A 14121-nucleotide genomic window follows, 5' to 3' on the forward strand; every position below is an offset into this window, starting at 1 on the left:
TCAGCCGATCTGTCCAATGCCGGGCATATAGGGCTGGAGCACCTCAGGAATCAGAATGCTGCCATCGGCCTGCTGGTAGTTCTCGATAATCGCAACCAGGGTACGACCCACCGCCAGTCCGGAACCGTTGAGTGTATGCACTAGCTCAGGTTTACCAGTCTCAGGATTCCTCCAGCGCGCTTGCATACGCCGCGCCTGGAAGTCACCGCAACTGGAACAGGAAGAAATTTCCCGGTACTTACCCTGGCTGGGGATCCAGACTTCGAGGTCGTAGGTACGGGTCGCGCCAAAGCCCATGTCGCCAGTACACAGGGCCAGCACGCGGTAAGGCAGATCCAGCAACTTGAGAATATTCTCAGCGTGGCCAGTGAGCTCTTCCAGTGCGGCAGCAGAATCCGCCGGGCGCACTATCTGGACCATCTCGACTTTATCGAACTGGTGCTGGCGAATCATGCCGCGTGTATCGCGGCCGGCAGAACCGGCTTCACTGCGAAAGCAAGGCGTATGGGCAGTCATGCGCAGAGGTAGCTTGTCAGCGTCGATAATGCTCTGACTGACCGTATTGGTCAGTGTGACCTCCGCGGTGGGTATCAGGTACAGGTCTCGCTGGTCATCACCACGGGGAACACGGAACAGATCAGCCTCGAACTTTGGCAGCTGGCCTGTGCCCTGCAGTGCATCCGCCTGAACAAGATAGGGCGTATACAGCTCTTCATAGCCGTGTTCGTTTACGTGCACATCGAGCATGAACTGGGCCAGGGCCCTGTGCAGACGTGCTATTGGCCCACGCATCAACGCAAAACGGGCGCCGGAGAGCTTGGCGGCAGTTTCGAAGTCCAGGTAGCCGTACTGCTCGCCCAGGGAGACGTGGTCGCGTGGATCGAACTCAAACTCGCGGGGCGTGCCCCACTGGCGAATTTCGATGTTGTCATCCTCGTCCTTGCCGACCGGCACAGACTCTTCCGGCAAATTGGGCATGCTGAGCATCAGCGCGTCCAATTCAACCTGAATTTCGTCGAGTTCCTGTTTGGCGTCGTTCAGCTCGGTACCCATGCGCTCGACATCCGCCAGCAGCGGCTGAATATCTTCGCCCCGAGCCTTGGCCTGTCCGATCGACTTGGAACGGCTGTTACGCTCGGCCTGGAGAGTCTCGGTGCGGGTCTGAACGGTCTTGCGGCGCGCTTCCAGACTTTCCAGTTGTGCAACATCAAGAACAAAGCCGCGAGTGGCAAGACGTTCGGCGATCAGTTGGGGTTGGCTACGGACCAGTTTCGGATCAAGCATGAGTCATCATCTTATGGTTGCGGGTGGCAGCCCGGCTGGCTAACGAACCAGCGACAGGCCGGCCCAGGTGGCGATCAAACAAACGCACACGCTGAGCAGAATATATCCGAGAGCCATCAGGCTCTCTCCGCTCTCCATCAACCGCAAGGCGTCGAGGGAGAACGTGGAAAATGTGGTAAAGGCGCCCAGAAAACCGATAAACAGGCCCTGGCGCAATAAAGGCGAAAATTCCGGCCGACTTGTCCACAAGCCGTAGAGTATACCTATGATCAGACAGCCAATCAGGTTCACGGCGAAGGTTGCCAATGGGAATGCCTTGGGCCAGGTCAGCATGATCCACTGTGCGATGCCATAACGGCTCAATGCGCCGAGCGATCCGCCTAGAGCGATTGCAAGCAAACTACCACCCATGGACACTTATCTCCTTTTGGTCCCACTGGCCGCATCCAGGCTACGCAGATGCTCCAGTTTCTGACCGATCTTCAGCTCCAGACCGCGATCAACCGGTTCATAGTAGCGGCGTGGCTCCAGCTCCTCAGGAAAATAATCTTCCCCTGCAGCATAGGCCTGCGGTTCGTTATGAGCGTAGCGGTAACCTTCGCTATAGCCCAGCTCCTTCATCAGTTTGGTTGGCGCGTTGCGCAGATGCAGTGGCGGTTCGTAGGACGGCTGACTGGCAACATCCTTCATCACTGCATTGAACGCCTTGTATACGGCGTTGCTTTTGGGTGCGCACGCAAGGTATACCACGGCCTGAGCCACAGCCAACTCACCCTCAGGGCTGCCCAGTCGCTCCTGCACATCCCAGGCATTCAGCGCCAAGGTCAGCGCCCGAGGATCCGCGTTGCCGATATCTTCGCTAGCCATACGTACCACACGGCGCGCCACAAACAGAGGGTCAGCACCGCCATCGATCATGCGCGCGAACCAGTACAGGGAAGCGTCAGGATCGGAGCCCCGTACTGACTTGTGAAGGGCCGAAATCTGGTCATAAAAAGCCTCACCGCCCTTGTCAAAGCGGCGCCGGTTATCGTTAAGCAGATCCCCGACCAGTTCGGTATCGATGGTGCCTCCGTCCTCTACCAGGTCAGCGGCTATCTCGACGAGATTCAGCAAGCGGCGCGCGTCACCGTCAGCCGCGCCGATCAGTATGCCTCGCGCTTCGTCACCAACTGTCAACGCATGACGGCCAAGCCCTCGTTCCCCATCGCCCAATGCCCGGTCAAGCAGCATCGACAGCGACTGTTCATCCAGGGACTTGAGTACGTACACCCGCGCACGTGACAACAGCGCGTTATTCAGTTCGAATGAAGGGTTTTCAGTTGTCGCACCGATAAACAACAGGGTGCCGTCTTCCACGTAGGGCAAAAAGGCGTCCTGCTGAGACTTGTTGAAACGGTGTACCTCATCGACAAACAGAATGGTCTGCCGGCCGTTCTGAGATGCCTGTTGGCGGGCCATCTCCACTGCCTGGCGGATATCCTTGACCCCCGCCAGCACAGCCGAGATGCTGACAAAATGTGTATCAGCCAGTGTCGCAAGCAAGCGCGCGAGGGTGGTTTTACCCACACCCGGCGGACCCCAGAAAATCATTGAGTGCAATGCGCCCTGCTCCAATGCAACGCGCAGCGGGCGACCCGGTCCGAGCAGATGAGCCTGGCCGGTATATTCATCGAGTGTCGCTGGCCGCATACGCGCTGCCAGCGGCTGGTGCGTTCCCCGATTAGGGAAGAGGCCTGCCTCACTCACTGATGACATCGACTCCCGGTGGAACTTCGAAGGAAAAATCGCTTTGCTGGACGGATTCGTTGACCTTTACGTCATGGAACAGAATGTTGGTGCGCTGGCCTACCGCATCGCTCAACTGCATATCGTTGATCTTACCGTCCAGGAACGACAGGCGCAGGTTGTCGAACAGGGTGTCGTTTACCTTGGGCGTAAGCAGGAATTCAGACACATTGCCGCTTTCAACCACAGTAATGAGGAAGTTCTCCTGCAACTTGCTGACGTCACCAGACAACAATAAAGCCGGAGTATGGGTCAGGCGCTTGTCCATTTTCTGGATGGTTACCTGCTCCAGGTCCGGATCATAGAGCCATATCTGCTCTCCATCGGAGACCAGCAACTGCTCAGCCGGCGGAGCGGTGTGCCACCGAAACATGCCGGGGCGCTTCAGCACGAGGCTGCCACTGGCCTCCTGCAGATTGGCACCGTTGGAACTCAAGGTCATCTGCGAGAAGTCGGCGCTCATGGTATTGGCACGTGACAGCAGAGTATTCAGGCGCTCTGCGGCCACAGCCTCTGCATCTGCATGCGCTGCCATTGGCAAAGCAATCAGACAAAGGGCAGCCAGGCTTGAGCGAAAAAGGGTTTTAATCATGGTCAGGCGTATTCTCCGCTGAGTAATGTAGGGTCGCGTCAATCTCTTACCGGAGGTGGTGCAATCACCTCGCGCGATCCATTGGTGTTCATCGATGTTACCACTCCGGCCATTTCCATGGATTCAATCATGCGTGCGGCGCGGTTATAGCCAATCTTGAGCTTGCGCTGTACCGCAGAAATCGAGGCGCGACGACTTTCTGTGACAAAGCGGACAGCTTCGTCGTACAGCGCATCTTCCTCGCTGTCACCGCCGCCCATGCCGCCCGAAGTATCAAAACTACCACCAGCGCCGTCATCAGCACCGTCAAGAATGTCCTGAATATAATCGGGTTCACCCCGCTGCTTCCAGGCGTCTACCAGACGGTGTACCTCCTCGTCTGAAACAAAAGCACCGTGAACACGCACCGGCAAGCTGGTACCCGGCGGCATATAGAGCATATCCCCGTGACCGAGCAACTGTTCCGCACCACCCTGATCCAGAATGGTTCGCGAATCGATTTTACTCGATACCTGGAACGCCATACGGGTCGGAATATTCGCCTTGATCAGGCCGGTAATAACATCGACCGAGGGGCGCTGGGTGGCGAGAATAAGGTGAATACCTGCGGCACGAGCCTTCTGGGCTATACGCGCGATCAGCTCCTCTACCTTTTTACCGACGATCATCATCATGTCAGCAAACTCGTCGATCACCACGACTATCACTGGCAGCGTCTCGAGTTCCGGTGGGATATCTTCCATCGACTCACGGCGGAACAATGGATCGGTCAGCGGCGTGCCGGCCTTCTGTGCATCCTTGATCTTGCGGTTGTAACCCGCCAGGTTGCGCACGCCCATGGCAGCCATCAGCTTGTAGCGACGCTCCATCTCGGCAACACACCAGCGCAGAGCATTGGCGGCTTCCTTCATGTCGGTAACCACAGGAGCCAACAGATGAGGAATACCTTCGTAGATCGACAGTTCGAGCATTTTCGGGTCGATCATGATCAGCCGCACTTCTTCTGGCGGCGCCTTGAACAGGATACTCAGCAGCATCGCGTTAACGCCCACCGACTTACCTGAGCCGGTGGTGCCGGCTACCAGCAGGTGCGGCATCTTGGCGAGGTCGGCCATCACCGGGTGACCGCCAATATCGTGGCCCAGGGCCAGGGTCACTGGCGAGGTAGCCTCGTCGAACTCACGGGTCTGCAATACCTCTGACAAACGCACGATCTCGCGATCTTCGTTAGGAATTTCAATACCGACTGTGGTCTTGCCGGGAATAACCTCCACTACACGCACGCTTATAACCGCAAGGGATCGCGCCAGATCCTTGGCCAGATTGGAGATCTTGCTGACCTTGACGCCTGCCGCCGGCTGGATCTCGAACCGGGTAATCACCGGGCCGGGTTGGACTTTCTCTACCTCGGCTTCCACGCCGAAATCCTTGAGCTTCAGCTCGAGCAGCCGAGACATGCCCTCCAGCGATTCGGCGGAAAACCCTTTGGTTTTTTTCAGGGCTGGATCGAGCAGCGAAATCGGTGGTAGTGACCCGGGCTCAATGGAATCGTTGAACAGTGTTGATTGCTTTTCCTTCTGGAGCCGCACACTGGACTGCACCGGTTTGATATCCGGAGGTACAATCTCCGGCGGCTGACGCCCGTCGCGAGAGGCCTGATGCTTGGCCAGAGATTCCTGACGGCGAGCTCGGGAGGCCTCCGCTTCACGCTGCTCGGCCGGACTGAAGACCGGTTCGCTGCGCGCTGCAGGCTGCGGAGCGGCACCGGCACGCAGATCACGCTCTACTTCAGCAGAGGCGCGGCGCGCCCGCCAGCTATGCCAGGCTCGCTTGAGCAAATCGAGCAGATCCAGAGTGATCTTGCCAGTCAGCTCCATGACCCTGAACCAGGAAAGGTTGGTAAATACCGTAAGGCCAAACAGGAAAAGGGTCAGAAAGACCAGCGTGCTGCCCTGCATGTTCAGAACCGGCTTGGCCATTTGCGACAGAAGCTCCCCGAGAACACCGCCGCCGCCGCCACCATCAATATTTGGGAAGTTATCTGGCGCACTGCCATGCAATGCCGCTAGCGCAGTGCCAGCCAGCAAGGTCAAAACAAAACCAATCAGACGCCAGGAAAACAGCCAACCGTTCCAGATAAACGGCAGGTGACGTCGACGGAACATCTGCCAGACCTTTACAGCCACAATGACCGGAAACAGATAAGCCAGATACCCCAGCGAGAGCAACAATACATCAGCGATCCAGGCTCCCATGCTGCCGCCCGCGTTGCCTACCTCACCCGCACCGCCGCTGCGGGTCCAGCCAGGATCGGAGGTGTCATAGCTAAGCAATGCCATACACAGGTAAAGGCACAGGGCGATCATCGCCAACAACGCGCCCTCACGAAGGCGCAGTGTCAGCTGTTCACGCCATACAGGCGGGGCTTTGCGGGCTTTGGTATCCTTCAAAACACTGGCTTCCATCGTTGTCTAGCCGGGCATTGTACGATGTCCGGCCGGGGAATTCACAACTGCCTGGACGCGCGGCAGTCAAGTTTCGGGAACGAGTATAAACTTGGAACCTCAAAGGTGATCGGCACTGGATCACACAATAAAACTATATCTATTAATCACAATAACTTATATGACTATCTTGATAAACTCTTTAAACATTCAAGTACAAGTCATTCGCGTTGACACCAAGGTGCCGTCCCATGCCGCAGCTGACCTGGCTACGTTCCGATAGCCTCACCTTTCCAGCCCACAACAAGGCGCTTTCCGAGCCGGAGGGTCTGCTCGCTGCAGGCGGCGACCTGTCATCCGAGCGTTTATTGAAGGCTTACAGCCTGGGCATCTTCCCGTGGTACCAGGATGGCCAACCCCTTCTCTGGTGGTCACCAGACCCTCGAACGGTTCTCTATCCCAAGCGGCTTCACGTGTCACGCAGCATGCAGAAGTTCATGCGCAAGACCGAGCTGGAGATCACGTTGGACCGCAGTTTTGCTGACGTCATCAAGGCCTGTTCACAGCCCCGGGATTATACCGACAGCACCTGGATTACCCACGAGATGCAACAGGCCTACTGCCGCCTGCACCGCCTTGGTATTGCCCATTCGGTTGAAGTATGGGAGAACGGCGAGCTGGTGGGCGGCCTTTACGGCGTGGCCCTGGGCAGGGTTTTTTTCGGTGAATCCATGTTCAGTCGCAGAAGCAACGCGTCCAAGGCAGCATTCATTTTCCTGGTAGGAAAGCTGACGGAATGGGGCTATGAGCTGATTGATTGTCAGATGCCAACCGAGCATTTATTCAGCCTGGGTGCCGAATCAGTCTCCCGCGATGCATTTGTTGCACAACTGCAGGTGCTCTGCCCCGAATCAGCTATCGATCAATGGCGCGGCATTGATTTGTAGCTGGCGGGCCAGGGCTTATACTGATTCGAACGTCGTTTCGCACATTCCGTCGAGCAACCGTCCATGACCAACCTCGCGCACCTTAAATTCTATGCCACGCATCCCCATGCCTGCAGCTATCTTGAGGATCAGCGAGCTACCACCCTGTTTCTCGACCCGCAGACGCCCATCGACGTGCAAACCTACAGCCATTTGTCAGAATTGGGCTTCAGGCGCAGTGGAGACCACTTGTATCGGCCCCACTGTCAGGCATGCAGCGCATGCATCGCTTCACGTATTCCGGTGGTGGACTTCACACCTAGTCGCCAGCAAAAGCGCATCATCAAACGTAATGCTGACCTGCAGGTTGTAGCGCGGTCGCCCGGGGTGACGGATGAGATCTACCACCTGTACGCCCGTTATATCGAATCACGCCATGCCGACGGAGACATGTACCCACCGAGTCGTGAACAGTTCGAATCCTTTCTCGTTCGGGACTGGACATTCAGCCTCTTCTACGAGTTCCGCCTTGATGGTGAACTGCTGGCGGTGGCCGTCACTGATCATATGCAGAACGGCCTGTCAGCGGTTTACACCTTTTTTCACCCGGACCATGAGCGACGCAGTCTAGGGCGTTTTGCCATCCTCTGGCAGATCGAAGAAGCCCGTCGGACCCATCTGGAAGCCGTATACCTGGGCTACTGGATCAAGAACTGTCGGAAGATGAGTTACAAAACTGAATATAGGCCTCTGGAAATGCTCGTCAATCAGCGCTGGATACGGCTGACTTAGTCACGTACACATGCCACAAATCGCCGAAAAAAGTAGCGCCGAACGAACGGAAATACTAAATAAAGCCGATCAAACTTGGTTGTTGGGCGGTTTTCAGGCACAATTGCTCACCTTTTTTGCGAGCACAGTATTCGTGTCTCGTTGATATTCCGTAATTTGAGAGGCCTTTGCTTAATGGCGAAAGAAGACAGTATTGAAATGGAAGGCACCATTGTAGACACACTGCCGAACACCATGTTCCGCGTTGAACTGGAAAACGGTCACGTTGTTACTGCCCACATTTCAGGCAAGATGCGCAAGAACTACATCCGCATCCTGACCGGTGACAAGGTACGCGTTGAATTGACGCCCTACGACCTGACCAAGGGTCGCATTACCTACCGCGCTCGTTAATCCGGGAAACTTTTCCCGGCAGTTCCGGCCGTCCCGGCCAACGCCTACGCTTAACCTGATATGCACACCCGCTAACGCGGGTGGGCGTTGTCGTGCTTACAGAAAGACCCTGCAATGAACGCCGGATACAAAAAAACCGCTCACAAGGAGCGGTTTTTATTTGAGCCAAGGCTCAATCAGAGCTTAGCGCTGCATGTACTTACCGACTTCGATCTTGCCGATAGCAGCACGGTGTACTTCATCCGGGCCGTCAGCCAGACGCAGCGTACGCTGCATGGCATACATGTGAGCCAGCGGTGTATCTTCCGACACGCCCGCACCACCGTGCATCTGGATCGCACGATCAATAACGCGCAGGGCAACGTTGGGGGCCACGACCTTGATCTGGGCGATATCGCTCTTGGCGACCTTGTTGCCAACGGTATCCATCATGTAAGCCGCGTTCAGGGTCAACAGGCGAGCCTGGTTGATCTCGATACGTGATTCGGCAATCAGATCGATGTTGCCACCCAGCTGAGCCAGACGCTTGCCGAAGGCTTCACGCTCGACTGAACGCTTGCACATCAACTCCAGCGCACGTTCGGCAGCACCGATTGAACGCATGCAGTGGTGAATACGGCCTGGCCCGAGACGACCCTGGGCGATCTCGAAACCGCGACCTTCACCCAGCAGAACGTTCTCGTAGGGAACGCGAACGTTATCCAGTACCACTTCAGCATGGCCATGCGGCGCATCGTCATAACCGAATACTGGCAACGGACGGATGACTTCCAGACCGGGAGAGTCCATGGGTACCAGAATCATCGAGTGCTGCTGGTGACGCGGCGCATCGGGATTGGTCAGACCCATGAAAATCATGATTTTGCAGCGTGGGTCACAAGCACCGGAGGTCCACCATTTGCGACCATTGATAACCCACTCGTCACCTTCGCGACGGGCGTTGGCCTGCATGTTGGTTGCGTCAGAGGATGCAACACCCGGCTCGGTCATACCGAAGCAGGAACGGATCTCGCCAGCCAGCAGCGGCTTGACCCAACGCTCCTTCTGCTCTTCATTACCGTAGCGCACGATAGTTTCCATGTTGCCGGTATCTGGCGCGCTGCAGTTGAATGCTTCGGAAGCCAGACCGGAACGGCCCATCAACTCGGCCAGCGGAGCATATTCGAGGTTGGTCAGGCCTGCACCCAGCTCGGACTCAGGCAGGAACAGGTTCCACAGGCCAGCCTTGCGAGCCTTGACCTTGAGCTCCTCGACGATGGCAGTGGGCTGCCAACGATCACCTTCGTTGACCTGCTCATGAAAGATGTGTTCAGCAGGAAATACGTGTTCCTGCATGAATGCGTCTACGCGCTCGCGCAGATCTTTAACCTTGGGGGAGTATCCGAAATCCATAGTTGCATGCCTTTTCTGGTAACGATGTGTTAACGACAACACGATGCTAGATGACACGAATCGATTTATCTAACCTATTTTCCGCGTGTATTAACATTCATAAGCAATATATACTTCGCTTATGATGCCTTGGTGATATCTCGCCTCGGGACATCCCGTTCCACGCTATACGAAGGATGATGTTGCGATGAACCTCAGCAAAGTTGACTTGAACCTGTTCATTGTGTTCGACGCCATATATACCGAAGCCAATCTGACCCGCGCAGGGCAGATCGTAGGAATCACTCAGCCCGCTGTAAGTAACGCCCTCGCCCGCCTGCGTGAAACCTTCAATGATCCGTTGTTCGTCCGCACGGCACAGGGTATGGTGCCCACGCCGATGGCGCAGAACATCATCACGCCAGTGCGGCATGCGCTTCAGTTGTTGCGCGTTTCCGTACAGGAAAGCCGCAGCTTCAACCCCGACGAGGCGACCAAGACCTACCGTATCAGCATGACAGACCTGTCCGAGGCAGTAATCCTGCCCAATCTGGCCTCGCGCATCCGTCGCCTGGCCGTGAATATCAATATCGACAGTTTTCTGACCAAGCGCCGTGAAACTACCAAGGAACTGGCCGCTGGCCGGCTGGATTTCGCAATTGATGCGCCGCTGAACACCGATACCCAGGTTCGACACGTCAAGCTCTTCGAAGATCGCTACGTCTGTGTGATGCGCAAGGATCACCCGCTGGCCAGCAAAAGCAAGATCACCCTGGACGATTATCTTTCCCAGTCACACATACATATCTCCAGCCGCCGTAACGGTCTGGGACACGTTGACCTGGCCCTGGGCAAGATCGGCATCCAGCGCCGCGTAGTACTGCGCTCACAGCATTATCAGATGGCGCCACTGGTACTGGATTCGACCGACATGGTCATGACCGTACCCGAGCGTTTCGCTCGACGTCACAACCTGCACTACTTCGAGTTGCCGATTGACGACGTACCACCAATCGAAACTCATCTTTTCTGGCACGAGAGCACTGACCAGGATCCAGCCAACCGCTGGATGCGCGAGCAGATAATCGAACTGTCACAACAGCTTGAGCGCAAGATGAACAAGGAGCGCGATGCCGCCCTCGCAGCATCCTGAGTTCTGACTGTTCTGCCTTGAAAATAGCCCCGCCAATGCGTTGTCGGGGCTTTCCCTTCCCTGTTTCAACCTGCCATTGACAGCGAACGCCTTCAGCTTTACGTTAACGTAAAGGTTAAAGCAAAGGTTCGCTATGCACTCCCCTACTTATTCCATCTCCGATCTGGCCCGCGAACTGGACATCACCACCCGCGCGATTCGCTTTTACGAGGAACAGGGGTTGCTCAGCCCCGAGCGCCGCGGCCAGGAACGGGTCTACTCGGCTCGCGACAAGGTCAGCCTAAAACTGATATTACGCGGCAAACGTATTGGTTTTTCCCTGGCCGAATGCCGCGAACTGATCAGTCTCTACGACCCCATGGGCGGCAATCAGAAACAGCTCAACACCATGCTGGGCAAAATTGCCGAGCGTCGGGCGCAGCTCGAACAGCAGATGCTGGATATTCAACAAATGCAGATTGAGCTGGATACAGCTGAAGAGCGTTGCCACGCAGCTCTGACTCGAACATTGTCCGGTCGCCCAGTCGGCGCCTGATCATCTACTACAAGAATAAAAGGTGATTTCATGCATTACACCTCTCTGAACTTCGCCCTGGGCGAGACCATCGACATGCTGCGTGAGCAGGTAAGCAGCTTCTGCAGGTCCGAGCTGGCACCGCGTGCGGCCAGTATCGACAGTGACAACCAGTTCCCCAATGAACTCTGGCGCCGTTTTGGTGATCTAGGCCTGCTCGGTGTTACCGTGCCCGAAGAACACGGCGGCGCAGGTCTTGGGTACCTCGCACATGTGGTCGCCATTGAAGAGATCAGCCGCGCCTCTGCCTCGGTTGGCCTGTCCTACGGCGCACATTCGAACCTGTGTGTGAATCAGATCAATCGTAACGGCAGTGCCGAGCAAAAGGCCCGGTATCTGCCCAGATTGATCAGCGGCGAACATATCGGCGCGTTGGCAATGAGCGAACCCAATGCCGGCTCTGACGTAGTCAGTATGAAACTGCGTGCGGACAAGCACGGCGACCACTACGTTCTCAACGGCACCAAGATGTGGATTACCAACGGCCCGGACGCCCATGTGTACGTGATCTACGCCAAGACCGAACCGGAAAAGGGTCCACACGGGATCACGGCATTTCTCGTAGAGCGGGATTGGAAAGGATTTTCCCGAGGCCCCAAGCTCGACAAACTGGGTATGCGCGGCTCGAATACCTGCGAGCTGATATTCGACAACGTGGAAGTGCCTGCAGAGAACATACTCGGCGGTCTGAATGCCGGTGTGCGCGTACTCATGAGCGGCCTGGATTATGAGCGCGTGGTATTGGCCGGCGGTCCGGTAGGCATCATGCAGGCCTGCCTGGATGAAGTAGTGCCCTACATTCACGATCGCAAACAGTTCGGCCAGAGTATTGGTGAATTTCAGCTGATCCAGGGCAAGGTGGCCGATATGTATACCCAGCTCAATGCCAGCCGGGCCTATCTGTATGCCGTAGCCCAGGCCTGCGACCGCGGGGAAGCCACCCGCAAGGACGCCGCCGGCGTAATCCTCTATACCGCCGAGCGTGCGACCCAGATGGCGCTGGACGCGATTCAGATCCTGGGTGGTAACGGCTACATCAACGACTACCCAACTGGCCGCCTACTACGCGACGCCAAACTTTATGAGATCGGCGCGGGTACCAGTGAGATCCGGCGGATGCTGATCGGGCGGGAGCTGTTCAATGAAACGCGTTAAAGAAGCGGAGCTGTTCGCTACAGGTCTACGAGGCATGCAATGAGTATTCTGAATTCACAGATCCATCCCGCCTCCCCCGACTTCCTGGCAAACAGCGATGCCATGTGCCAGCTCGTCAAGGACCTGCAAAAACTCCTGGCGCAGATCAGCCAGGGTGGCGGGCAGAAAGCGCAAGAGCGGCACCTGTCGCGGGGCAAACTACTCCCTCGGCAGCGGATTGACGCCTTGCTGGATCCGGGATCGGCTTTTCTCGAGATTGGTCAGCTTACGGCCCATGAGGTCTACGGCGAAGATGTGCCCGCTGCCGGCTTGATCGCGGGTATCGGCCGGGTCGAGGGCATCGAATGCATGATCGTGGCTAACGATGCGACGGTCAAAGGCGGCTCCTACTATCCGCTCACTGTCAAAAAACACCTGCGTGCCCAGACCGTCGCAGAACAGAACCGCTTGCCCTGTATCTACCTGGTCGATTCCGGCGGCGCCAACCTTCCCCGGCAGGACGAAGTTTTTCCGGACCGCGAACATTTCGGCCGAATTTTCTACAATCAGGCGAACATGAGTGCCAAGGGCATCCCGCAGATCGCAGTAGTGATGGGCTCATGCACCGCAGGTGGGGCCTATGTGCCGGCGATGGCCGATGAAGCCATCATGGTGCGCGAGCAGGCCACCATCTTTCTTGCCGGCCCGCCTCTGGTCAAGGCCGCAACCGGTGAAGTGGTCAGCGCCGAGGAACTGGGCGGTGCAGATGTGCACTGCAAGACGTCAGGCGTTGCGGACCACTACGCCGAGGATGACGAACATGCCCTGGCCATCGCCCGGCGCTGTGTAGCCAATCTGAACTGGCGCAAGGCGGGCGAGTTGCAGTGCAAGCCAGTGTTACCTCCACGCTTCCCGGCAAGTGATCTGTACGGCATCGTCCCTGCTGACGCGAAACAGCCCTACGACGTGCGTGAAGTGATTGCCCGGCTGGTGGATGACTCGGTTTTCGATGAATTCAAGGCACTGTATGGCAGTTCCCTGGTATGTGGCTTCGCTCATCTACACGGCTATCCAGTCGCGATCGTTGCCAATAACGGCGTGCTCTTTAGCGAATCTGCGCAAAAAGGCGCGCACTTTATCGAATTGGCCTGCCAGCGCGGTATTCCTCTGATCTTTCTGCAGAACATCACCGGTTTTATGGTCGGTCAGAAATACGAAGCCGGCGGTATCGCCAAACACGGAGCGAAACTGGTCACCGCAGTTGCCTGTGCACGAGTACCCAAATTCACCGTCATCATTGGGGGCAGTTTCGGTGCCGGAAATTACGGCATGTGTGGCCGCGCCTACGAGCCACGCTTGCTGTGGATGTGGCCCAACGCACGCATCTCGGTGATGGGCGGCGAGCAGGCAGCTGGGGTGCTGGTGCAGGTCAAGCATGAGCAAGCCGAACGCAGTGGAGACACCTTCAGCCCTGAACAGGAAAAGGCATTACGCCAGCCCATCCTCGACCAGTACGAACACCAGGGTCACCCCTACTATTCCAGCGCACGACTCTGGGACGACGGCGTGATCGACCCAGGCCAGACCCGCGACATCCTCGGCCTGGCAATATCGGCTTCGTTGAATGCACCCATCGAACCGACCAAATTCGGTGTTTTCAGGATGTAGAC

At 56.8% G+C, this 14121-nt stretch carries 13 protein-coding genes; 7 read left to right on the forward strand and 6 right to left on the reverse strand.

The window, feature by feature from the left end:
- The 5 genes from serS to AAC076_RS14865 all read right to left on the reverse strand — a co-directional run bounded on the left by serS (position 1) and on the right by AAC076_RS14865 (position 6114).
- Positions 1-1284, reverse strand: a complete 1284-nt coding sequence (gene serS, locus AAC076_RS14845) for a serine--tRNA ligase (RefSeq protein ID WP_339847114.1) — start codon at positions 1282-1284, stop codon at positions 1-3.
- A 39-nt stretch (positions 1285-1323) separates the two neighbouring features.
- A complete protein-coding gene (gene crcB, locus AAC076_RS14850) occupies positions 1324-1695 on the reverse strand; it encodes a fluoride efflux transporter CrcB (protein WP_339847116.1) in 372 nt (123 codons plus the stop codon).
- 6 nt (positions 1696-1701) lie between these two features.
- Entirely contained in the window at positions 1702-3042 is a 1341-nt protein-coding gene (locus tag AAC076_RS14855; protein WP_339847119.1) for a replication-associated recombination protein A, read from the reverse strand.
- A complete protein-coding gene (gene lolA, locus AAC076_RS14860) occupies positions 3026-3607 on the reverse strand; it encodes an outer membrane lipoprotein chaperone LolA (protein ID WP_339847198.1) in 582 nt (193 codons plus the stop codon). The genes AAC076_RS14855 and lolA overlap by 17 nt, the downstream gene beginning before the upstream one ends.
- A 95-nt stretch (positions 3608-3702) precedes the next feature.
- On the reverse strand, positions 3703-6114 hold the full coding sequence (locus AAC076_RS14865; protein ID WP_339847121.1) for a DNA translocase FtsK 4TM domain-containing protein: 2412 nt from the start codon (positions 6112-6114) through the stop codon (positions 3703-3705).
- 245 nt (positions 6115-6359) lie between these two features.
- On the opposite strand from AAC076_RS14865, the gene aat reads away from it, so the two are divergent.
- The 3 genes from aat (at position 6360) to infA (ending at position 8219) form a co-directional block, all read left to right on the forward strand.
- Complete coding sequence (gene aat, locus AAC076_RS14870) at positions 6360-7055, forward strand: leucyl/phenylalanyl-tRNA--protein transferase (RefSeq protein ID WP_339847123.1); 696 nt, start codon at positions 6360-6362, stop codon at positions 7053-7055.
- A gap of 63 nt (positions 7056-7118) precedes the next feature.
- A complete protein-coding gene (locus AAC076_RS14875) occupies positions 7119-7826 on the forward strand; it encodes an arginyltransferase (RefSeq protein WP_339847125.1) in 708 nt (235 codons plus the stop codon).
- Between the two features lie 174 nt (positions 7827-8000).
- Positions 8001-8219, forward strand: a complete 219-nt coding sequence (gene infA, locus AAC076_RS14880) for a translation initiation factor IF-1 (RefSeq protein ID WP_036989719.1) — start codon at positions 8001-8003, stop codon at positions 8217-8219.
- A 183-nt stretch (positions 8220-8402) separates the two neighbouring features.
- On the opposite strand, the gene AAC076_RS14885 is transcribed toward infA, so the two are convergent.
- Positions 8403-9611: an acyl-CoA dehydrogenase gene (locus AAC076_RS14885; RefSeq protein WP_339847155.1), complete on the reverse strand. Its 1209-nt coding sequence runs from the start codon at positions 9609-9611 to the stop codon at positions 8403-8405.
- 187 nt (positions 9612-9798) lie between these two features.
- Between AAC076_RS14885 and AAC076_RS14890 the strand changes: the two genes are divergently transcribed.
- The 4 genes from AAC076_RS14890 (at position 9799) to AAC076_RS14905 (ending at position 14119) form a co-directional block, all read left to right on the forward strand.
- Positions 9799-10743 (forward strand): LysR family transcriptional regulator, encoded by a 945-nt coding sequence (locus AAC076_RS14890; RefSeq protein WP_339847157.1) that lies wholly within the window; start codon positions 9799-9801, stop codon positions 10741-10743.
- Between the two features lie 133 nt (positions 10744-10876).
- Entirely contained in the window at positions 10877-11278 is a 402-nt protein-coding gene (locus AAC076_RS14895; RefSeq protein WP_339847160.1) for a MerR family DNA-binding transcriptional regulator, read from the forward strand.
- Between the two features lie 30 nt (positions 11279-11308).
- Positions 11309-12472 (forward strand): isovaleryl-CoA dehydrogenase, encoded by a 1164-nt coding sequence (locus AAC076_RS14900; RefSeq protein ID WP_339847163.1) that lies wholly within the window; start codon positions 11309-11311, stop codon positions 12470-12472.
- Positions 12473-12511: 39 nt separating this feature from the next.
- A complete protein-coding gene (locus AAC076_RS14905; protein ID WP_339847165.1) occupies positions 12512-14119 on the forward strand; it encodes a carboxyl transferase domain-containing protein in 1608 nt (535 codons plus the stop codon).
- The last annotated feature ends 2 nt before the right edge of the window (positions 14120-14121 follow it).

Source organism: uncultured Halopseudomonas sp. (genome assembly GCF_963977355.1).
Lineage (GTDB): Bacteria > Pseudomonadota > Gammaproteobacteria > Pseudomonadales > Pseudomonadaceae > Halopseudomonas.